General features: G+C 56.4%; 18 protein-coding genes. 8 read left to right on the plus strand and 10 right to left on the minus strand.

Annotated features, from left to right (window positions below):
- On the minus strand, positions 1 to 272 hold a 272-nt coding region (gene nrdI / locus K8V32_RS12885; RefSeq protein WP_303908228.1), incomplete at its 3' end, for a class Ib ribonucleoside-diphosphate reductase assembly flavoprotein NrdI.
- An 88-nt stretch (positions 273 to 360) separates the two neighbouring features.
- Entirely contained in the window at positions 361 to 609 is a 249-nt protein-coding gene (nrdH, locus tag K8V32_RS12890) for a glutaredoxin-like protein NrdH (protein WP_043058362.1), read from the minus strand.
- Positions 610 to 1,172: 563 nt separating this feature from the next.
- On the opposite strand from nrdH, the gene K8V32_RS12895 reads away from it, so the two are divergent.
- From K8V32_RS12895 to K8V32_RS12910, 4 genes are all read left to right on the plus strand, one after another.
- Positions 1,173 to 2,687 (plus strand): DUF1846 domain-containing protein, encoded by a 1,515-nt coding sequence (locus K8V32_RS12895; protein WP_303908233.1) that lies wholly within the window; start codon positions 1,173 to 1,175, stop codon positions 2,685 to 2,687.
- A gap of 125 nt (positions 2,688 to 2,812) precedes the next feature.
- Positions 2,813 to 4,585 carry an ABC transporter ATP-binding protein gene (locus tag K8V32_RS12900; protein WP_303908235.1) on the plus strand — a complete coding sequence of 591 codons (1,773 nt, stop codon included), beginning with the start codon at positions 2,813 to 2,815 and terminating at the stop codon, positions 4,583 to 4,585.
- Entirely contained in the window at positions 4,582 to 6,405 is a 1,824-nt protein-coding gene (locus K8V32_RS12905) for an ABC transporter ATP-binding protein (protein ID WP_303908238.1), read from the plus strand. The genes K8V32_RS12900 and K8V32_RS12905 overlap by 4 nt, the downstream gene beginning before the upstream one ends.
- A 28-nt stretch (positions 6,406 to 6,433) precedes the next feature.
- Positions 6,434 to 6,682, plus strand: a complete 249-nt coding sequence (locus tag K8V32_RS12910; protein WP_303908241.1) for a hypothetical protein — start codon at positions 6,434 to 6,436, stop codon at positions 6,680 to 6,682.
- A 24-nt stretch (positions 6,683 to 6,706) separates the two neighbouring features.
- On the opposite strand, the gene K8V32_RS12915 is transcribed toward K8V32_RS12910, so the two are convergent.
- Positions 6,707 to 10,249 carry a bifunctional proline dehydrogenase/L-glutamate gamma-semialdehyde dehydrogenase gene (locus tag K8V32_RS12915; RefSeq protein WP_303908243.1) on the minus strand — a complete coding sequence of 1,181 codons (3,543 nt, stop codon included), beginning with the start codon at positions 10,247 to 10,249 and terminating at the stop codon, positions 6,707 to 6,709.
- Positions 10,250 to 10,384: 135 nt separating this feature from the next.
- On the opposite strand from K8V32_RS12915, the gene K8V32_RS12920 reads away from it, so the two are divergent.
- The 3 genes from K8V32_RS12920 to K8V32_RS12930 all read left to right on the plus strand — a co-directional run bounded on the left by K8V32_RS12920 (position 10,385) and on the right by K8V32_RS12930 (position 14,381).
- A complete protein-coding gene (locus tag K8V32_RS12920; RefSeq protein ID WP_369681072.1) occupies positions 10,385 to 11,263 on the plus strand; it encodes a LysR family transcriptional regulator in 879 nt (292 codons plus the stop codon).
- 151 nt (positions 11,264 to 11,414) lie between these two features.
- Positions 11,415 to 12,923 carry a sodium/proline symporter PutP gene (gene putP / locus K8V32_RS12925; RefSeq protein ID WP_303908248.1) on the plus strand — a complete coding sequence of 503 codons (1,509 nt, stop codon included), beginning with the start codon at positions 11,415 to 11,417 and terminating at the stop codon, positions 12,921 to 12,923.
- A 117-nt stretch (positions 12,924 to 13,040) separates the two neighbouring features.
- Complete coding sequence (locus tag K8V32_RS12930) at positions 13,041 to 14,381, plus strand: DUF1731 domain-containing protein (protein ID WP_303908251.1); 1,341 nt, start codon at positions 13,041 to 13,043, stop codon at positions 14,379 to 14,381.
- On the opposite strand, the gene K8V32_RS12935 is transcribed toward K8V32_RS12930, so the two are convergent.
- From K8V32_RS12935 to K8V32_RS12960, 6 genes are all read right to left on the minus strand, one after another.
- Positions 14,371 to 15,117, minus strand: coding sequence for an SDR family oxidoreductase (locus K8V32_RS12935; RefSeq protein ID WP_303908254.1), 747 nt, complete (start codon positions 15,115 to 15,117; stop codon positions 14,371 to 14,373). The two genes, K8V32_RS12930 and K8V32_RS12935, sit on opposite strands and share 11 nt — an antisense overlap.
- Positions 15,118 to 15,264: 147 nt before the next feature.
- On the minus strand, positions 15,265 to 16,209 hold the full coding sequence (locus K8V32_RS12940) for a zinc-binding dehydrogenase (RefSeq protein WP_303908257.1): 945 nt from the start codon (positions 16,207 to 16,209) through the stop codon (positions 15,265 to 15,267).
- Between the two features lie 136 nt (positions 16,210 to 16,345).
- Positions 16,346 to 17,341 carry a MerR family transcriptional regulator gene (locus K8V32_RS12945; RefSeq protein ID WP_303908261.1) on the minus strand — a complete coding sequence of 332 codons (996 nt, stop codon included), beginning with the start codon at positions 17,339 to 17,341 and terminating at the stop codon, positions 16,346 to 16,348.
- A gap of 3 nt (positions 17,342 to 17,344) precedes the next feature.
- Positions 17,345 to 18,019, minus strand: a complete 675-nt coding sequence (locus K8V32_RS12950) for a HEAT repeat domain-containing protein (protein ID WP_303908264.1) — start codon at positions 18,017 to 18,019, stop codon at positions 17,345 to 17,347.
- 158 nt (positions 18,020 to 18,177) lie between these two features.
- The gene (locus tag K8V32_RS12955; protein WP_303908267.1) at positions 18,178 to 20,193 is read right to left on the minus strand and encodes a heavy metal translocating P-type ATPase; all 2,016 of its coding nucleotides are present in this window, start codon (positions 20,191 to 20,193) and stop codon (positions 18,178 to 18,180) included.
- An 87-nt stretch (positions 20,194 to 20,280) separates the two neighbouring features.
- Positions 20,281 to 20,511 carry a heavy-metal-associated domain-containing protein gene (locus tag K8V32_RS12960; RefSeq protein WP_043058373.1) on the minus strand — a complete coding sequence of 77 codons (231 nt, stop codon included), beginning with the start codon at positions 20,509 to 20,511 and terminating at the stop codon, positions 20,281 to 20,283.
- Positions 20,512 to 20,646: 135 nt separating this feature from the next.
- Here K8V32_RS12960 and K8V32_RS12965 point away from each other — a divergent pair, with 135 nt between their 5' ends.
- Positions 20,647 to 21,363: a Crp/Fnr family transcriptional regulator gene (locus K8V32_RS12965; RefSeq protein ID WP_043058374.1), complete on the plus strand. Its 717-nt coding sequence runs from the start codon at positions 20,647 to 20,649 to the stop codon at positions 21,361 to 21,363.
- On the opposite strand, the gene K8V32_RS12970 is transcribed toward K8V32_RS12965, so the two are convergent.
- The coding region (locus tag K8V32_RS12970) for an NADH:flavin oxidoreductase/NADH oxidase (protein WP_303908274.1) at positions 21,360 to 22,268 on the minus strand (909 nt) is incomplete at its 5' end. The two genes, K8V32_RS12965 and K8V32_RS12970, sit on opposite strands and share 4 nt — an antisense overlap.

The following is a 22,268-nucleotide window of genomic DNA, read 5'->3' on the forward strand; positions in this document are numbered from 1 at the left end:
TTTCCAGCAGCGATGACGCCTTGAATCAGCTCTCTGTTGTTTTTGACGTTCAGGAACTTAATGACCTGTTTGGGTACAACCCCTGGCCCTTTTCCTGCACCGTAAGTCGGCAGCATCAGAACGAATGGTTCTCGTGCGTACAGCGTGGGGTCGCGGGTAATCAGCGGCAACCTTGCGGTGTCGCCTTCTTCTAACCCGAGCTTCTCCACAAAACGATGAGTGTAACCGGACACCGAGGAGAAGTAGATCAGATTCGCATGAGTCTCGACCATATCTTGCGATTCTGGAGACTTAACGAATGATCTATCCTGCACCTGGGCAGTCATTAGATCCCTGCTTTCAAAAAAGTTAAAGAAAAGCTTATGCAACGGTCGAGGCGGCGACGGCGGCCTCGAGGGTGGCGATTTTGTCAGGGCGGAAGCCTGACCAGTGATCAGAGCCTGCCATGACAACCGGAGCCTGCATGTAACCCAGGGCGCGGACACGTTCTAAAGCATCCATGTCCTGCGACATGTCGATGACGTTATATTCGATGCCTTTTTTATCCAATGCGCGCACGGTTGCGTTGCACTGGACACATGCTGGTTTGCTGTAAACGGTTACGGTCATGATCTCTCCCTAAGTCGTTGCCTTCGTGCCGGTCTACGCCGCCGTCCTCAAGAAAGTCGACGGGGCTCTCGGCTGTTCTGTTGAATTCTTGGTGAACGCCTTATCGGGCTCAACCACTGTATTAATACTACATCTAGGGATTGAGAACGCAAGGCACAACTAGATGTTGTGCTCACGTGTTTGACATTCACCCACAGGGTTCTCCACAGCCTTGTCACCAGAATTCCACAAGTACCCCCATTGATACTTCGGCATCCTGGTGCGGGACTAGTGCAGCGCGCAAAAAGTTCTCCACATTCCCACATCGAGGACAGAACCCGTCAATCCACAGAAAAAGAAATTTTCGGCACGGCGTGTTGCGCCCCGAAATCACCAGTGATTGTGTTCCACAACCGTGACAACCACAACAAATTGTGGTGTACGGGATATTAAGGGCGTCTGTCAACAGATGGGATCTTGGTTTCCGAAAGGCAAATTGAGCGCCTCTTCTCCGTGATGTTTGACCCACAACTGGGATCTGACCATGGTCCATGGAACAATGGTGTCTCGTGGACGCTGAGAATTTGACTAGAACGACATCATTTCGCCCCAATATCGGTTTCGACTCGCAAAAATACGTTAAATTGCAGTCGCAATTCATTTCTCAGCGACGTCAGCAGATCGGCAACAAGCTGTATCTGGAAATGGGCGGCAAACTCTTTGACGACCTGCACGCCTCGCGCGTCCTGCCCGGTTTTACCCCGAATAATAAGATTTCCATGCTCCAGCAGCTCAAAGATGAGCTAGAAATCATGATGGTCCTCAACGCCAAGGATCTGGAGTACGAAAAAGTTCGGGCCGATCTGGGCATCACGTACCAAGATGAAGCCATGCGTCTCATTGATATCTTCCGCGATGAGGGCTTCATGATCGAACATCTGGTCATTACGCAATTGTCGGCAGATTATTCCAATGCCCTGGCATTTAGCGATCGTATGCAACGTGCCGGGCTGAAGGTAACGCATCACTACCCTACCGCTGGGTATCCCACTGACACCGAGACCATCATCTCGCCTGAAGGCTTTGGCCAGAACGAGCACGCGCAAACGACCCGTTCACTCGTTGTCGTGACTGGCCCTGGGCCTGGTTCAGGCAAACTGTCTGCTTCGTTGTCTCAGATTTATCACGATTATCAACATGGGATTCGTTCGGGGTATGCAAAATTTGAGACCTTCCCCATCTGGAATCTACCCCTGCAGCATCCGGTGAATCAGGCCTACGAGGCTGCAACCGCAGATCTTGACGACAACAACATCATCGACCCCTACCACCTTGCGGCGTATCACGAACAAGCCGTCAGCTATAACCGCGACGTCGAAGCGTTTCCGCTGTTAAAAGCGATGTTAGAGAAACTGTATGGGGAATCTCCCTATCAGTCGCCGACCGATATGGGAGTCAACATGGTCGGGCATTGCATCAGCGATGATGCAGTGTGTGCTGAGGCTGCCCGGCAGGAAGTCATCCGGCGCTGGTATAAGGCTCGCGTTGAAGAGCGTCGCGCAGACACCGCCGATCACACCGTGTCGTCGCGTATCGAAGTCATCATGAAACGCATCGGCGTCACCAAGGAAGATCGTCCGGTGGTCACACCTGCCCTAGAACTGGCCGAGCGCACTGAACAGCCGGCAAGCGCGGTGCAATTACCCGATGGCACCATCTTGACGGGCAAGACCTCGGATCTTTTAGGCTGTTCTGCAGCCATGTTGCTCAATGCGTTGAAGTACATGGCCGGCATTGACGAAGATGTCCATCTGCTGCGTCCTCAGGCGATCGAACCCATCCAAACGCTGAAGACACGACACCTGGGTTCGGTCAACCCCCGGTTGCATACCGACGAAGTCCTGATTGCGCTGTCGGTGTCGGCTGCTGAATCCGATGATGCTCGCAAAGCGATCGCCGAGCTGCAGTATCTGCGAGGCTGCGACGTCCACACCACCACGATTCTCGGTTCGGTAGATGAATCTATGTTCCGCCAGTTAGGCATGCTGATCACTGCTGAGCCAATATACTGGCGGAAATCGCTGTATCACCGCAGTTAGCCACCCGCTGTAAGGCCCATTTCGAAGCTGTGGCGTGGATACGATCTGTTCAGTTCGTGAGGTGGCGGGCACTACCATAGGCGGGATAACCGTTTCTCGCAGTTCAGTCATAGGAGGCATGGTTCATGAAAGCGGCCATGGCACGCTTATGGCGGATCATCAAGCCCATCCGACCTCGTCTATATATGGGATTGGTCGTCACGATTGCAGCATCCATCGTGGGGCTGATGATCCCCCAGGTGCTCGAATTCTTGGTCAACAGTCTCAACACTTCCCCGACCGCCACCACAGTGTGGATTGCTGGTGCCGTTGTGATCGCACTGGGTCTGGTGGAAGCCGTGTTGTTGTGGTTGCGTCGGATCTTTGCTGTTGGTCCCTCAACGGAAATCGAACGGCAAATGCGAGTCAGGTTTTATACCCGCATCCTGGATATGCCGGTGGCGTTTCATAACGACTGGGGTTCCGGACAATTATTATCGCGTTCCCAACAAGATGTGACACAGATCCGTCGCTGGATTGCATTTGGCATGATCATGACGGTTTCCTCGGCCGCGACCGTGTTGGTAGGAATTTTCATGATGTCGCGATCCTCAATGCTGCTGGCGCTGATTTTTTTGATCATCGTCCTTCCCATTGTGGTGTTGACGTATCGTTTTCAGCGCGATTATTCGGTGTTGACGCGTCGTTCCCAGGATCTCAATGGTGAAATCTCGACGACGGTGGAGCAGTCCGTGCAAGGTATTCGCGTGCTCAAAGCATTTGGCCGCAGCGAGCAAGCCTTGTCGAATTTTGAAACCGATGCGGTCGCACTGCGAAATAACGAAATTCGGAAGGCCACCACGCTGGCCCGATTCGATATGTTCATGTTGGCACTGCCCGAAACGATGCTGGGGATTTGTCTGTTGTTGGGCCTGTTGCAGGTCAATGCCGGTGCGATGAATGTCGGTGAGCTGGCTAGTTTCTTTGCCACTGCCACACTGGTGGTCGGGCCTACCCGGATGTTAGGGATGCTCTTCGGTCAGGCTGTGCAATCTACTACCGCTTTGGAACGGTACTTCGAAGTCATGGACACCGATAACACGATCGTCTCCCCCAAGGATCCAGCTGCGGTGGACTTCGAAAATGCCACCGGTGAATTGGTCATGGACGACGTTCACTTTCGTTTCCACGATGCCCCAGAAGACTCTCCTGACTTATTCCGTGGCGTGAATCTGCATATTCGTCCCGGCGAAACACTAGCTTTGGTTGGTGTGACAGGCAATGGAAAATCCACCCTGTTACAGCTGGTGCCACGCATCTTTGATATCACCGGCGGCCGCATCACGATTGATGGGGTTTCCGTGCACGACATGGACCTAGACGATCTGCGCCGGCTGACAGCTTTTGCCTTCGAAGACACGACACTGTTTTCTTTCTCCGTGCGCGAGAACGTGCTGCTGGGTGTCGATCCATCACTACCGGACGACGTGAAAGAAGACATCGCCTGGGAGGCTCTGCACGCCGCCGACGCAGGCTTTGTTGCTGACCTCGCCCAGGGACTCGACACACCTATCGGGGAACAAGGCTTCTCGTTATCCGGTGGCCAGCGACAACGCATTGCGTTGGCTCGAGCTATTGCTTCTCGGCCGGCATTGCTATTGCTGGATGATCCACTCTCGGCGTTGGACACCAAAACCGAGGAACGCGTCATCGCCCAATTGCGCGAGGTGTTGGATAACACCACGACCTTTATCATCGCCCACCGGTCCTCTACAGTCGCGCTGGCAGATCGTGTTGCCCTGCTGGATGATGGCCAGATCGCGGCGGTCGGCACCCACCAAGAATTGCTTCGAACCTCGGCTCGGTATCGCTATATCATGGCCAGCCAAACCGAGGACGCTTGGGAGGTGCAATCATGAGTGGGCCAGGACGCGCACGCGGTGCAGGATCCGCGGACTACCAGCGCATGACGCGTGCCGAACGGCGAGCCTCACTGCGGTTGCTGGGCACACTGCTGAAACCGTTCCGGTGGCAGCTGGTGGGGCTGTCGATCGTCGTCGTCATTGCCCAAATGGCTTCCGTGGCCGGTCCGGCCATCATTGCTTGGGGTATTGATAACGGCATTCCGGCCTTACTTGAGGGCAATGCCACGCCCGCGATTGCAGCCTCGGTGGCACATATCGTCGCAGCGCTTGTTGCCGGCGGGCTCATGTATGTGTTCATTCGCTGGAACATGACCCTGGGTCAGACCATGCTGTATGGGTTACGGCGAAGGCTGTTTTTGCACAGTCAGCGCCTGGATATGAAGTTCCATGAGTCCTATGCCTCCGGACGTACCGTCGCCCGGCAGACCTCGGATATGGACGCGCTAGCCCAGCTGCTGAACTCTGGCCTGGATATTATGGTCGGGTCGGTGTTGCAAATGGTGTTCACCATGGTGCTGATTCTGACCATGGACCTGCCCTCTGGTGTGGTCATGGCCGGGCTGTTGGTACCAGCCACCATGCTGACCGTTTGGTTCCAGAAACGCTCGTCGGTGATTTACCGCCAGATCCAGACCAACTCTGCCCGGCTGATTTCACATTTCGTTGAGACCGTCTCGGGTATTCGCGCGGTTAAAACGTATCGTCGCCAACAGGCAAACGGTGAACGCTACGAACAACTTGCCGAAGATCACCGTCAGTCGGCACTGCGCTCAATTCAGCTGTTTGGTATCTACCAACCAACGCTGCGCTGGTTATCGTCGATCACGATTGCTGCGGTGCTGATGGTCGGTGGTTTCCGTGTTCTGGGCGGCGAGCTGCAAGTCGGTGTGCTCATTGCGTTGGTGCTCTATGCGCGCCGTTTCTTCCAGCCGATTGATGAGATTGCCAACTTCTACAACACTTTCCAGTCTGCTGTTGCCGCGTTGGAAAAGATCTCTGGTCTGTTGGCAGAAAAGCCTTCGGTGACCGATCCAGAAGAGCCCGTGGAACTGAATGAGGCGTCCGGTGAGATCGTCTTCGACGACGTCTCGTTCCGGTATCAAGATGAGCTGCCCCTGGCGCTCCAGCCGACCTCGCTCCACGTCCCAGCGGGACAAACCGTGGCCATTGTTGGCTCTACAGGTGCGGGCAAATCGACGATCGCCAAGCTGATGGCTCGATTCTATGACGTCACCGATGGGACGATCACCTTGGATGGGGTCAATCTCAAGGACCTCGAGTTAGACACCCTGACCAAACACATCGTCATGGTCACCCAAGAGTCCTATCTGTTTTCTGGTTCGGTGGCCCAGAATATTGCGATCGGCAATCCGGAAGCTTCTCGAGAAGAAATCCGAGCGGCTGCGGCAATCATCGGCGCTGATACGTTCATTGACCGGCTGCCAGAGGGGTTTGATACCGATGTGCGAGCCAAGGGTGGTCGCATGTCTGCCGGGCAACGACAACTGGTCTCGTTCGCACGGGCATTTCTCGCCGATCCGACGGTGTTGATTCTGGATGAGGCGACGTCATCACTTGATGCGCCGACTGAGGCACTCGTTCAAGAGGGCCTGAAAGAACTGCTCGGTGAGCGCACCTCCTTTATCATCGCCCACCGCCTGTCCACGGTGATGATCGCCGATCGTGTGTTGGTGGTCGAAGGCGGGCAAATTATTGAAGACGGCACACCGGCTGAACTCATTGAAGCCGGTGGACAGTTTGCCCAGCTGCACCAGGCTTGGCAGGATTCCCTCAGCGATGCTGAACAGTACTAGTTTCTCAACACGTCAGGAGTACACAGACATGCATGGCAAACTCAAGGCCGCCCTGGTTGGTGGGATGATTGGCGCTATCGTTGTCGTCTTTGTCGAATTATTAGCGGTGCTGATCAATGACGAAGCATTTTTTGGTTCCGACCGGTCGTGGCTGATTTTGCTGTTTGCCGTGGTGCTTTTTGCCTGGAGCCAGATGCGTGCTTATGACCGCAAGCAGAACGAAGCTACCAAGCGCAATGGTGCCCAGAATGGACCACAGGACCCGCATCGCCCATAGTGCTCTGCGGGTCCTGGACCAGCATTATCCGAACTGGATGTCTCCGAGGGCTCGTTGGGGCAGGTCATTGATCGTGCCAAAGCGGTGAGCTGTCATGGTGACGGCCTGTTCTCGAAGAAACGGTAGCATTTCCAACCGACCGGCCGAGGTGACCGGTTGACGATACACGGCGATCTCGGGTGTCTGGGCTGTGGCTTTGATCGTCTCGTCGGTTTCGTCGTCACCGATCAGTCGAATCCGCTGCGACCCTTTCGTAGGGTCTGCTTGTGCCAGCCGCCGGGCGCGTTCTAACCATGACGTCGTATCATCAAAGACCACGCGCACATTTGTAGCATTGAATACTTTGGTAATGGCTTCGGGAGTATCGGCGGGTAGCGACACAGTGTTCATTGGTAGAGCTCCGGTCCCCTGGCCGCTGGCAACAGCCCGCTGTGCACGGATTCCGGCGTATCCGACTCGAATCGCTTGCGCGAGGGTCGTGGAACCGGTGTCGGTGACACGCATCGTGACGGGTACCGGACGATAGCGTAGCACGTTGATTTCGACGTGCAGATTCGAGATGTCGCGCTGACCAGTATAAGTTTCGACCGCCGTAGCGTCGTGAGCAACAGCCTGGGTCAACCATTTGAGATCCGCAGAGTCAAGTACAGATCCGATGGTGGCCTCGAGCTGGTCAGCAATGTCGTCTTGGGCCGCGGAGACTGTGTCGGGGGCATCGGTCCAGTCCGTGAGGCCCAGGAGGTAGTTCGGTCCCCCGGCTTTGGCACCGGGACCGATCGCTGAGCGTTTCCACCCGCCAAATGGTTGGCGTTGAACGATCGCGCCGGTGATGCCGCGATTAATGTAGAGATTGCCCGCTGCGACATGTTCGGTCCAGAGGGCAATTTCATCAGGGTCTAGGGAATGGATGCCGGAGGTGAGCCCAAACGGTACTGCGTTGACGTACTCGATGGCCTCGTCGAGAGTTTCGGCTGACATGACACCAAGCACGGGACCGAAGTACTCGGTCATGTGATACTCGGACCCGGGTTGTACACCCGAGCGGACCCCTGGCGAATAGAGCTGTCCTGAGTCATCGAGCAATCGAGGTCGCAGGTGCCAGCGCTGCCCATGCTCTAATGTGGTCAACCCTCGGGTGAGTTTTTCTCCGGGCGGTTCAATGACGGGACCCATCTGAGCCTCTGGGTTCGTTGGATAGTCGACCACCAGAGAATTCACGGCGTCTAACAGTTGCCGATGAAAGCGTTTACTGCGAGCCGTTTGCCCCACCAGAATCACCAGGGAAGCCGCCGAACATTTTTGTCCAGCGTGGCCAAATGCTGAGTCCACGACGTCGGCGACTGCAAGATCCAGGTCGGCTGACGGGGTGACGATGATGGCATTTTTTCCGGAGGTTTCGCCAAACAGCGGCATATCTGGGCGAAGGTCGGTAAATAGCTTGGCGGTTTCGTATCCACCGGTCAGAATGACGCGTTCAACGCGCTGGTCAGTGACCAGGTTGGAACCAAGCGAATTTTCTTCCGCGATAACAAAAGTAAGAATCTCATGTGGGAGCTCAAACTCATCGAAGGCGTCCCAAATGGCTTGGACGATGACGGCGGCAGTGCGCTGCGCTTGTGGTGCCGGTTTGATAATGACCGGTGACCCGGTGGCCAGGGCGGAGGTCATGGAGCCGGTGGGAATCGCCATCGGAAAATTCCACGGCGGTGTCACGACGGTCAAGCCCACAGGATGCGGCTTAGCACCTGCGATGTTGTCCAATTCCAGACACTGCTGGCCGTAATACCGGGCAAAGTCGATGCCCTCGGATACTTCGGGATCGGCCTGGTCGATGGTCTTGCCGGTTTCTGAGCCCATGACTTCAATGAGTCGGCCCCGATTGGCAGCCAGGTGATCGCCGATACGGATCAGAACTCGGCTTCGAGTCTCCAGCGGGAGCTTCCGCCAGGTTTCCCCTGCTGCGATTGCCGAGTCTATTACCTCGTCGAGCTGTTTCTGATTAGTCACCTGATGCGAGGAAACCAGGTCGTCGCCCAGCTCAGAATCGGCCATGCGACCCAGTATGGCCCCGGCCCAGTCACGGTTCTGCGGGAGGTCGGGATCGGTATCAGCGGCATTGTGAAACTCCACTGGCGACGCTTTTTCGAAGTGTTCCGTTGCACGATTTTGTTGTCGGCGAGGTTGCGGCACCAGGTCTGCTTCAGCCTCCAGCTGTGCCAGCGATGCTTGGAATCGTTGAGTCTCGCGGTCAAAGATCACTGGATTGTCGAGGTCAAAGACCGCTGACATGAAGTTCTCGTGCGAGGCACCTTCTTCAAGACGTCGCACCAAATACGAGATAGCCACATCAAATTCATCCGGATGCACCACCGGGGTGTATAACAACAAGCGGCCGACGTCGGCTCTAATGGCTTGCGCTTGAGTAGTGGCCATGCCGAGCAGCATTTCAAAATCCACCGGCCCATCTATCGGAATGTTGCGGTGCTGCATGAGCAAATAGGCCAGCGCGATATCAAAGAGGTTCTGGCCGGCCACGCCAATCTCAACATTGGTCAGGCGCTCGGGAGTCAGAGCGTGGTTGAGGATGCGTTTGTAGTTGGTGTCTGTATCTTGTTTTGTGGGCCACACGGTTTGTGGCCAGTGGTGCATGGCGGCCTTCACCTTTTCCATCGGCAGATTGGCGCCTTTGACGACGCGCACTTTGATGGGTGCTCCCCCGGCCGCAACGCGCTGGGCGGCAAACTCCTGCAGGCCAACCATGGCCTGATAGGCATCCGGCAGATAGGCCTGCAAGACGATACCGGTTCGGAAGTGTTTGAATTCGGGTTCCGAAATCAGCCGGCGGTAGACATCGATCGTCAGATCAAGATCCTTGTACTCTTCCATGTCCAGGTTGATAAACGTGACCGGGTCAGAGGTCATTGCCGCGCGATACAGCGGACGCAGCTGTTGGACGATGTTTTCAACTGCTTCGTCATGTGCCCAGTGGTTATGTGGGGCGACCGTTGCTGAGACTTTGATCGAAACATAATCAACATCGTGGCGGTGGATCAGAGCCAAGGTAGCGGCAACGCGGTTATCGGCTTCACCTTGACCAAGAATGGCTTCGCCCAGCAGGTTGATATTGAGATCAATGCCGTCGGTACGTAGGCGTTTGATGGCTTTGCCGAGTTGTTTATCGCGTGAGTCGATGATCAAATGCCCGACCATGGCACGCAAGGCGGCTTGTGCCGCAGGAACGACAACCCCCGGAGCGACTTCGGCGAGTTTCCCACCGGTGCGAACAGCACTTTGAAGATACCAGGGTAGAAACGCTGGGACGTCGTAGGCAATGTGAGCGAGGGCGGAAGCCGCAGCATGATGATCCTCGGGTCGCACGACGCGATCGACAAAGCCGACGGTAAAATCGAGTCCGTTTGGATCTTTCAGCACACCCGCCAGTTGTTGGGCTGATGCATCCGGCTTGATGTTGGCGGCCTGAGCCAACCACGTGCGAACCTGTTCAATGGCCTGGTCGCCGAGTTGCCACGGGGTGATCTCGGAGGTGGCATGTGCTGGGGTTTGCATAAGACTCCCGGATAGACGGACAAAACTGTGTTGTGCCACACAGCTTACGCCTCAACGGGTATTCGGGTATAGCGAATAATATCGAAGTACACCATTCACAATATTCGAAAGGTCGTCATGCTGGATCTACATCGCTTGAGCTTACTGAGGGAACTTGCACTCCGCGGCACCATCACGGAAGTGGCCGCTGCGTTGAATTTCGCGCCATCGACCGTGTCGGCTCAGTTGACGCGTCTGGAGAAGGAAGCTGGCACAACCTTGTTGGTGTCCTCAGGTCGACGGCTCATGCTCACGACGGCCGCGCTAGGGTTAGTAAAACACGCCAATCAGATGTTGGCAATCATGGAAGAGGCCACCGCCGAGTTAGCTGCCGCGGCTGACACAGTGGCTGGAACGGTGCGCTTATCAATGTTTCAGACTTCGGCACTAGCGCTGCTGCCAGGAACCTTACGATTATTGAGCCAGAAGCACCCTGATGTACGCGTGGAAATGACACAACGAGAGCCAGAACAAGCCCTGCACGATACTTGGTCTGGCGATTTCGACATCGTAGTCGCTGAACAATACCCCGGTCATGCCGTCCCGCAGCTGCCAGACATGATTTCCACTGCACTGGTTGAGGATCCACTGCGACTCGCAGTTCCGAAGAACCTTGCTGCAGGCATCACAGATATTGGTGGGGCTGCGGATCTACCGTGGATTATGGAACCAGCACCTGCAGCATCGCGTCACTGGGCTCTGCAGCAATGTCGCGTCGCAGGGTTTGAACCTGACATCCGGTATTCATCGGCGGATCTCCAAACGCACGTGCAGCTGATCGAGGCCGGCGAAGGCGTGGCGATCCTGCCGGGTATCCTCGGTGGATATCGTCCACCAGATGTTGCCTGGGTGCCCCTGGAAGACGAGCCGAGGCGGCAAGTGTTTCTTGCAATACGCCAGGCTTCAGCCCGACATCCAGCCGTCGTGGCGGTTGCGTCAGCCCTACAACGACACGCGCAACACGCCGCGGCATGATATTCGTTATAACTCAGGACCCGAAAACTAACCTTTCAGGTTGTGACCAGGCTTTCTACAGCTTTCAACCAGGTTATAAACTCATGAATTTCGAAGTTCCTTCCTAAAGTGATTTGGTGATTTGGCTGACAGTGGCGAATAATTGTTTGCTATGAGTGAAGAACACGCCTTTCAACTGGCAGCAATCGTTGTATACCTGATCGGAATGCTCGTGATCGGCTACTACGCCTATCGACGAACCAAGACCGGGCGTGACTTTTTATTGGCCGGGCGAGATCTCTCCCCTCGCGTGGCCGCGCTATCAGCTGGCGCCTCGGACATGTCAGGTTGGCTCCTCATGGGCCTTCCTGGCGCGCTCTACGCGACCGGTCTCATTGAGGCTTGGATCGCCATCGGCCTGACCCTGGGCACGTGGTTGAACTGGATGATCGTCGCTCCGCGTTTGCGCGTGTATTCGGAGATCACCAGTGACTCGATCACCATGCCGGCTTTCTTCGAATTTCGATTCCGCGACAGAACTCGTCTCATACGTTCCGTTTCGGCATTGATTATTTTGGTCTTCTTCGTCTTCTACGTGGCCTCGATGATGGTTGCTTCCGGTGCGTTCTTCGAATCAGCGTTCGGTTGGAACTACATGACCGGCGTACTCGTGGTCGGCGGCGTGACCCTGACCTATACCGCTTTCGGTGGTTTCCTCGGGGCATCACTCACGGACGTAGCCCAGGGCTTATTGATGCTGGCCGCGCTCGTGTCAGTACCGATCATTGCCACCGTACAGTTGGGTGGACCGGGTCGCGTCGCCAGTTTGATTGATGAGGCGGACGTTCAAGCTGGCCTGGATCACCTGTCCTTTACCGGTGGTGGACTCTCCGGAGCCTCGATGTTGGTCATCATCTCGGGTCTAGCCTGGGGCTTGGGCTACTTTGGCCAACCACACATTCTGGCACGGTTCTTTGCGATCCGCAGTCACGCTGATGTCAAGACCGCACGTCGTATCGGCACGGGCTGGGTCATCCTGTGTATGGGAGGCGCGGTCTTGACCGGTCTGATCGGTGTGGCTTGGTTCCATGATGCCGGCCAACCACTGGACAACCCGGAAACCGTCTTCCTGCTGTTGTCGCAGGTCCTCTTCCATCCATTCGTTGCCGGACTGATTTTGGCCGCAGTGATCGCGGCCATCATGTCTACCATGTCGTCGCAGCTGTTGGTTTCGGCCTCTGCACTGGTGGAAGATATCTATGGGTTGTTCAAGCAGAGCCCGGGTGAGAAACAGCAGCTGTGGCTGGGACGTCTCGCAGTCGTGGCCATCACCATCATTGCAATTCTCATTGCCCAAGACCCAGAGTCCACCGTATTGGATCTGGTCGGTTTCGCCTGGGCAGGCTTCGGGGCTGCCTTTGGTCCGATGATTCTCATGTCGCTGTACTGGAAGCGCGTCACCGCGATGGGTGCCCTGGCCGGCATGATCGCTGGCGCCGCTGTCTCTTATGTATGGGGTACGGTACCGGCCATCAAGGAAGCCATCAACCTCTATGAAATCATTCCTGGGGTCATTGCCCACTTCGTGGTAGCGATCATCGTGTCACTCTTGACGAAAAATCCCGACCCAGAGGTTGCAGAAGAATTCGAGCAGATGCGCGAAACAGTCTCATCCAAGTAACCTGATTTCTGCCTACAATTTGGTTGGCAGCGACTCATGTGCAGAGTCGTTGCCAACCTTTTTGTTTAACGGGTCTACGATGGTCACATGGGTTTTTCGCGGACACAAACGATTTATTTGGCACTTTCCACAGACATGGTTTGGGACCTGCTGACTTCTCCCAGCGCCTGGCTACAATTCGATGACCAGTTGCAGAAATTTAGCCCGGCAAAAATGGCCGGCAATCGACTGCAAGTTGGCGATACCGTAAAGGTCGTGCCGAAAGCCCTGATTCGTGGCTTCGTCCATGCTGTGACAGCACCGCCGGCAACGATCGTCACGGCACGAGAAAATCAGGAAATCGCCTGGCGACAAGATCAACCAGGCGGTCATACCCAACAGCGTTGGATCATTCATTCGGCTGACGACGGCGGCACGAATCTCACCCGTCACACCGAAGTTGTCGGACCACTTGCCGCTCCCCTGGGCGTTGCCCTGGCTGATCCGCTTGCCGGTGATTTAGGTGCCGTTGGAGCACGCATGTTCAAGATGGCCGGCAAAGCGGATCTCAGTCAGCCGTTGAATATCATTGCCGGCGGGTCCGGGTACCTGGGATCTCGTTTGGCTACCAGAATGCTTGCCGCCGGAAAACGCGTCATGGTGCTGTCACGCAATCCGAAATCCGGTGCGGCTTTCCCCCAGACCCGGTGGGGTCACGACGATCTGGTGCCACTGCATGAACAACTCATGGATGATGCCGGATTCAATATTATCAACCTGGTCGGCCGCCGGATCGGCGCAAAATTCACTGCCCAAGAAGTCGACGCATTAGCCGCCTCACGTATCCCGCCCACAGAAACATTACGCAGAGCGGTCAGGACCGCAGAGCATCAGGGCGGCAAACTTCACCGCTGGGTTCAAGGCAGCGCTGTGCCAATGTGGGATCCTAAGTCCACCACAGAATTCACAGAGGAAACCTCCCCAACCGCAGCAAAAGATGGACCCGATGGGATGGGCCAGCTGATCGCTGACTGGGAAGCTGCCGCGCCTGAAGGCGCGATTATCGTACGGAGCGGGGTTGCTTTAGGACCACAGACTGAAATCGTCATGGGTCTGGCCGCCATGGCAATGTCGAAGACGCGCCCCAATATCGATGGATTTCTGCCCTGGATCCACGAAGACGACTGGGTTGGAATCATTGAGCATTTATTGACAATGAAGCGACCACCTAATGTCGTGGTGGCTGTTGCGCCTCAACAAACCCGCCTATCAGAAGTTATTACAGCGTTGGCCCCCGGGCTTGGCACACGCAGCGTCCCCGTTCCGGCCACAGTGCTGTCCATTGGGATGAATATTATTCGGATGGAGCCGGGGATGTTGATGGGCAGCACGCAGGCACGATCGGAAGTCCTGGAAGACACCGGATATCAGTTCAAGTACCCCACGATCGCTGAGGCTGCTGACGCCGTTACGCTGTAGGTGGTGCCTGCTCGGCGAGCCATCGGCTATACAGCGGTCCGATCCGCCGTGCCTGCGGCCCGGGAACACAAATACCGTTACGGAACGCCCGTCCAAGTTTCCCAGGCATCGGTAATGGCAAGATAACTTGGCGTCTGGTGGGTAATTGTTTCGTCATATCCCAAAGCGTCATGGTTTCTGGACCTGCAAGTTCTACTGAGTCACCGATGCGCTGACCGACAGCAACGTCTGCGATCACCTCAGCAACCGCGTCCAGGGCCACCGGTTGGATGGTCATCTGGGGAACCAGTGATACTGGGCCGGCTTTGAGCCGGGCGAGATTTTGTTCGGCAAATTCAAACCACTGCGTGCTGCGAATAATGGTCAGCTTGTCGCTTTCGACACGAGCCACGCGTTCCTGGGCGGCTTTGCCAGCAAAGTATCCGTATCCTTGGACCTCTGGTCGCTCGCAATTGACGATGGACAGCAAAATATGGTGGGCCTCATGATGTTGTGCCGCCGCTGCTAGGGCCCGTGTCGAACGAGTAAAGAATTCGGTGGCAGTTTTCCTGCTCGTGGTAAATCGTCCAGTGGCTTCAATAACGACGTCGAATCCCGCCAGACGCAGGGTGGCGTTGTCCTGGAGCACGTCGAATCCGGTAGAACGTGATAATAATTCGGCTGTTGCTCCACGATCGAGCAGGGCTTGTTTGATGGCCTTGCCTGATATTCCTCCACCAACGACCGCGACTCGCATGGTTGGTTCCTCCCACCAAAGCAAACACTTCTATGCACCGCAGATGGTGTTTATCCTAGGAGATCACTGGCAGATGAACAATGCATTCAGCGCCACTACCGAAGCCGACCGTCGGTAATGGCGCTGAAGCCACAGTGGGTTACAGACTTACTCGGCGACCTTTGCGACGAGTCGGCCGGTCACTTCGCCGCGCTTGAGGCGATCAACGCCGTCGGCGATTTCTTCAAAATCAATCAGCGTCAACGTTGGCTCTAGATCACCGGATGCGATCCATTTCATGACGGATGCGATGTCGTCTTTGGAGCCACCGTTGGATCCGACCAGTTCGACCTGGCCGAGAATCATGGCGTTGGTGTCGATGTTGGCTTCAAGTTTGCCCATGCCGACCAGCACAACGCGGCCCTGGAATTTTACGGTCTGAACGGCTTCGTTGGTGGTGGTACCGAATCCTGCGAAGTCGATGATGACATCGAGTTCATCGTCTTTGAATTCGGAGATTGATTTGGCCACTTTGACCGCACCGCCAGCTTTGGCCTGGTCCCAGACGTCTTCTTTGATTTCGGCAACATAGACTTCGGCGCCTTCGAGGTGCGCCAAGCGGGCACCGATCTGGCCGAGTCCACCAAATCCGATGATGCCGACCTTCATGCCGGCTTTGACGCGGCCTTTGCCGAAGACTGCTCCGGCGGACGTCATCCCGGCGTCGGTGGCAGCAGCGGCTTGTTCAAAGGAAATGCCTTCTGGCATGGCGACCAGCTGATCTGGGTCGACTTCGGCTTTAGCTTCCCAGCCACCGTTGACGCCGTAGCCGAATGGGCCGATCATGGGCCAAACAGCGACTTTATCGCCGACTTTCCAGTCGGTGACGCCTTCACCAACCTCGGAAACAGTGCCGGAGGTTTCGTGGCCTGGCACAACCGGCATCTCTTTCATCAGGCCCATCCAGCCTTCATCTTCGAGAATACCGACGTCGGAGTGGCACAGGCCTGCGGCCTGCACATCGATGACAACCTTGCCCGCCGAGGCTTTTGGCTCGTCGATGTCAACGCGTTCAAATGGTTTACCGGTTCCGTGGAAATGCCAAGCTTTCATGCTGAACTCCTTCATAGAGCCAATGCTCTGGTTATCAATGGTTGCATGATTTATCCAACCATTCTCATGCTAGTCAATGCGCATGCCGGGATTCCAAGGTTGGGGCGCTTACGGTTAATCACATTGGGACCTGGGGCTAGGAATGCTGCTGCAGAAGGTGCTTGGCCGTCAAGGCAACACCGCGATCCGGGTCATTGGTCATGCCGCAAAGTACATGCATCGCCGACTCGCCGGCAATCTCGGCTAAGGCAGCAGCCAGTCGTTGCCGAGCTGCGGGATCCACGAGTGTCAGAGCGTTGCCGATTGCCGCAATGACCTCGTCGGTGAGTCCAAAGGCTGCACATAGTTCAGCCAGTACCTCGGCGGCTTCAACATCGTCGTCACCATCGATGATCAAATCCACCAGTGTTGGGATCGCACTATGGCCACCTCGGCGTGCATGGGCAAGAGCTGCTCGGCGGTGCACGAACGGATCGGCGTGCGGATAGGCGTCGGCTAACGCAGTATTTGCGGCAGCCGATCCGAGCTTCGACAAAATGGTCACGGCACGGTGACGTCGCTGAGCACTGGGCGCTTGCAGTGCTTGTTGGACGGGTGGGATGGCCTGGTCGCCGATCTGTACCAGCGTCCAGTCCAGCGCCCCGGCGGCGTTGGTGTCGGTTTCTTGCAGGGCTGCGTCAATCAGCACGGTCACGTTGCGCGAGTGCTCTGGTGCTTGTAGGGAGAGCGCGAGGCGGAGGCGTTCAGATGGGTTGGTGGTGTTGAGTCCGTGCATCAGATCGATGGTCCCTAAGACGTCGGACCAGTCGGCGGGCTCGCTGTCTTTGATGCTCAGCAGGTGGTCGCGCAGGGCTTGCTGCTGGGCGATGCTGTCTTCGGTGCGTTGAAGGAGCCCGTCAAGTGTGGCTTGGGCATCAAAGGTGAGATTGTCGATGATGTCGGCGATCTCTCGAAGCCCGAGACCCAGCGAACGCAAGGCTTCGACTTGAAAGAGACGACGAATGTCATCCGAGGAGTAGCTTCGGTATCCGTTTGAGGTTCGGGTGGAAGCAGATACCAGCCCGAGGGACTCGTAGTATCGCAGCATGCGAGTGCTGATGCCGGATCGTTCGGCAACCTCACCGATCAGCATGATTTACTCCTTGCGTGGTGATCCCGAATGTTCTTCTTCGACACGTTGGGCTTGGTCCAGGAGCGTTTCGAAGGCGGCCTCCGGATTGGCCATGAGTAATAGCGTCGCTGTTGCATGAATCCGCACCCGGGCATCATCGCTGTGCTGGGCTTGTTCTATGACCGACGATACTGGATCACCCAGCGTGACAAAAGCGGCACTAAGGCTGCGCTGTACGTCGTGGTCGCCGCGACCAAATTGGGTGGCCAGGATGCTAGCCAAATTGAGCTGTTGTTCAGGGGGTACGAGACCGACGGCGGTTCGCCAGGCGGTTCGAGCAATCTCGTCGTCATCAGCGACCAGATGGTCTGTGGTGATGGCTTGCCAGGTGGTGGGTTCGCCGAGTTTCGACAGCGTGTGCAGGGCCTGACTTTGTGCCTGGGCCACCGGTGAGCTCAGGGCTGCGACGAGGTGCGGGACGACCTGGTCGTGATCGTGGCGGGTGAGCGCCCAGGTGATCATGTCACGAACGAAGAAGTCAGATTCGGCCGCGACGTGACGCATCAGGATGGTAATAAAGGTTGGATCAGGCGTGGTGCCTGCCGTCAAGGCGGCTTGTAATCGAGTGGATGGGTTGTGGCTGTCCAGACCGCTCTGCAGCCTGTCGGCAAGACTCATCACGTTTGGTGTATTGGTCATTGGTATCTACCTCCAGTGGCCAGTCAACACCTTGACACAGTGTGAAGGTCAACAACCCTGGCGGACTGTTCAATCGGCCGCCAATACATCAGCAGGTCGATGCCCTTTCAACGGTTCGTTGAAAGGGCATCGACCTGTGGACTACTCCAAACCGTGATCTACGAGATCTGTGAGGCCTGTGCCTTGTCGGTACTGGTGGGCAGGTCTTGGACCTGTGCCGCCTGGTGCGATCCGGACTGGCGACCGTTTCGCAGCAGCCGCATGGCGTTGAGGATGACGATCAGCACTGAGCCTTCGTGGACCAGCATGCCCAGTGCCATGGTGACGTTGCCGGCAAAGACACCGACCAGCAGCGCGGCCACCGTGGCCAGTGCGATGACGATGTTTTGTTTCATCACGCGGTTGGTGCGCTTGGCGAGGCTGATGGCCTCGGGCAGTTTCAGCAGGTTATCCCCCATCAGGGCAATATCTGCTGTTTCAATGGCCACTGCCGAACCGGCAGCACCCATGGCAACACCGATGTCTGCTGTCGCAAGGGCAGGTGCGTCGTTGACGCCGTCACCAACCATTGCCACGGTGTGACCCTGTTGCTGCAGTTCCACGACCGCATCGAGTTTGTCTTCTGGAAGTAACGAGGCATGAATTTCGTCGATCCCGGTGGCTTTCCCAATGGCTTCGGCCACTAGATGGGTGTCACCGGTGAGCATGACGACTTTCGATACGCCTGCATCGTGAAGTTGCGCGATCATCGCAGGGGCATCTGCCCGGATTTGATCTGCCACGGCGACGACGCCAATGATGTGCTCATCGACGGCGACGATCATCGGAGTCTTCCCCGCGCTTGCAAAAGAATCTGCCGCAGCTGTCGCTTCGAGCAGTCCCTCGACCTCATGGTCAGCCATAAGGGCTGGGTTTCCGATCAGAATCTGGTGACCGTCAACGTCAGCGACAACACCTTTACCGACCACTGGTGTGACATCTTCCGGTAGGTTTACTGGTGCTACACCGTGTTCGGCTGCGGCCTGCAGAATCGGGGTTGCCAGCGGGTGCTCAGAACCCGCTTCGGCGGCGGCAGCCCACGCCAAGACCTCGTCCTTCGTCATAGTGGGGCTCAGCACGAACACATCAGTGAGTTTGGGCTTTCCTTCGGTCAGCGTACCGGTCTTATCTACAGCGACCGCAGAGATCTTCCCGGAGGTCTCCAGATACTCGCCACCCTTGATCAGGATGCCGTTGCGTGCGGCTCGACCGATACCGGCCACGATCGCGACGGGAATCGAAATGACGAGGGCACCCGGGCAACCGATCACTAATAAGGTCAGTGCCAACACGACGTCCTGGGTGATCAGTCCGGCAAGTAGTGCCAGAATCATGACCGCCGGGGTGTACCACGTAGAAAACCGGTCAATAAACGCTTGGGTCTTTGCCTTCGCGTCTTGGGCTTCTTCGACCCGGTGAATGATGCGTGCCAAGGTGGTATCGGCACCAATGCCGGTGGCCTCAACCTGGAGAAACCCTCCGTTTGAAATGGTCCCCGCATACACTAAGTCCCCTTGGGATTTTTCAACAGGAATGGATTCGCCGGTGATCGAGGCTTCATCGATCGAACCGGTTCCGGCAAGCACTACGCCATCGACCGGTACTTTGGCACCGTTTTTGACTAACACGGTTTCGCCGCTTGCTACCTCGTGTGCAGGGATTTCATATTGCGTTCCCTCACGTAGTACTACCGCGGTATCTGGAGCGACCGCGACCAATTCGGCCAGGGCGGAACGAGTCTTATTCATGGTGCCAGCCTCAAGAGCATGACCAATCGAGAATAAGAAGGTGACGGCGGCGGCTTCCCAGAAGTTCCCGATGATAATCGCACCGATGGCAGCGACGGAAACGAGCAGGTCAATACTGATCATCTTGGTGCTGAGCGCTCGAACTGCCGAGATAAGAATTTGATAGCCGGCTACCACAGCTGCAATGAGCATGAAGAGGTTTGCCAAGGTGAATTCATCTAGGCCATGGTGTGCGTGAGCGCCGGCATCTACCCACCAGCGTGGTCCAAAGATAACGTTGAATGCGCCGTCGGCCAGGTGCTCAACCGCAAATGATGCGATGATCAACAACCCTGAGATGGCCGGGATGGCCCATTTCCCGCGCAACCATGCTTGAAGCTTGTGCAAGTTCCTCGCCCCTTTCGTAGTAAGTCAACAGTGTGTAGTCAGAAATCGGGTGGCTAGCTGGTTGAGCAAGCCACCCGAGATTGGTTGTTAGAACGCTGATGGTTTCGCGGTGTAGCCCGCTTTGGCTACCGCATCGACCAGATCATCCACCGAGGATTGCGCCTCGTCATGGTCAACTTCGATGCGCGAGCTGGCGAAATGCACGGTGACGTCGTTGACGCCGGGGAGTTTGCTGACGCGCTTTTCGATCTTGGTGACACATGACGGGCAGGAGAAGCCTTCGGCACGAAGCAGAGTGTGAGTGTTTGGGGTGGTCATGGTGTGTTCCTTTCCACATACTTTCGAATTCTTTTCCTCAACTTCTGAGGATTTATCTTTAGATTATCCGGTGGCTGATCAAAGAGCCTTGACGAACGTCAAGCCGGATGTGCTGGGCTGTTGTAGCCTGTCAGCATGCGGGAATTACCGATTCGAGATATTACTGTCCACGACGACAACTGTGTTCGTCGAGTTCCGATTTTTGCCGGGCTGACTGCGACCCAACAAGATTTAGTGGCGACCATGGCGCGCCCGCAGTTTTTAGATGACGGCGAACTCGTCCACCGCGTTGGGGAACGCACGGGCAAGATGTTCGTGGTGCATTCGGGGCAAGTGAAATTGCATCGAGTCTTACCGACCGGCAGGAAATTATTGATCCGGGTGGCACAGCCCGGCGAGACCGTGGGCGAGCATGCGTTCTTGACGAGCAGCCCCACACTTGATGAAGCCGAGGCCATGGATGGCACCCGGTTATGTGTATTTGTCCATGATGATCTGGCAGGTCTGATTCAGCGCTATCCCGACATTGCCCATCGCATGCTGGTCACCCTGGGTGAGCGACTGGCACAGACCGAACATCAACTGACGTTAAATACCCAGAGTGTGGACGTGCGGATCGCGGATTATCTGCTCCAGCAGCCATTGCTACGCGACGGTCAGTCCAGCGAGTCGATGCGGGTGCGTTTGCCCCTGGATAAAAAGGATGTAGCGTCCCTGTTGGGGACGACGCCGGAGTCCTTTAGCCGAGCCTTGGCACGGCTTCGGACCAAAGGACTGATCAGTGTCGACGACGACACGGTGACCCTGTCAGACCCCGATGCGCTGGAAGCTCTCGTGGCCGGGGCCGCCTAGCGATATGCCCGGTGATACTGGATCGGGGTTGGTGGGGTCTTGTGGCGCAACACCTGGGCGGCATGGATTGGGAAATCTGCATTACGTAGGGATTCGCGACCTACCAACACGACGTCGGCTTGCTCAGTGGCCAGGATGTGCTCGGCCTGGAATGGTTGAGTGATCAGACCAACTGCGGCGGTGGGAACGCCGGTGCGCTCTCGGATGGTTTCGGCAAATTTCACCTGGTAGCCAGGCCCGGCAGGGATTTTGGCGGGCAGGTTTGACCCCGAGGACACATCGATCAGGTCCACACCGTGTTCGCTCAACCATTGGACAACCTGGACGGTGTCATCAATCGTCAGCCCGTCATCAATCCAGTCCACCGCAGACAGGCGCACCAGGAGCGGCATGTCTGATGGGATCTCGTTTCGGATGGCATCGACAACCTGCAGCAAGAATCGTGCTCGGTTTTCCAGCGAGCCGCCGTGGTCGTCGTCACGGGTATTGCTCAGTGGCGAGAGGAATTCGTGTAACAGGTAGCCATGCGCCCCGTGGATCTCGATGAAATCAAATCCTGCTTGCACGGCACGACGCGCAGAGGTCTGAAACGCAGCGATGAGCTCTTCGATACCTGTGCGGTCCAGGGCTTTGGGAACAGCGAGTTCTGGGTAGGCCAGAGCAGAAGGGCCAACGGTTTCCCAGCCACCGTCGGCAACTGGCACGGTGCCGGAATGATCCGGCTCAAAGGTGCGATAGGTACTGGCTTTGCGTCCGGCGTGGGCCAACTGGATGCCGGCTTTGGCACCTTGTGACTGCATGAAAGCAACCATTGGCGCCAACGCATCGCGTTGTTCATCGTTCCACAGGCCAAGGTCTTGTGGGGAGATACGTCCTTCGGGTGTCACGGCGGTGGCTTCCACAAT

The sequence above is a fragment of the Enteractinococcus helveticum genome (assembly GCF_020742345.1).
In the GTDB taxonomy this organism is placed as follows: domain Bacteria; phylum Actinomycetota; class Actinomycetes; order Actinomycetales; family Micrococcaceae; genus Yaniella; species Yaniella helvetica_A.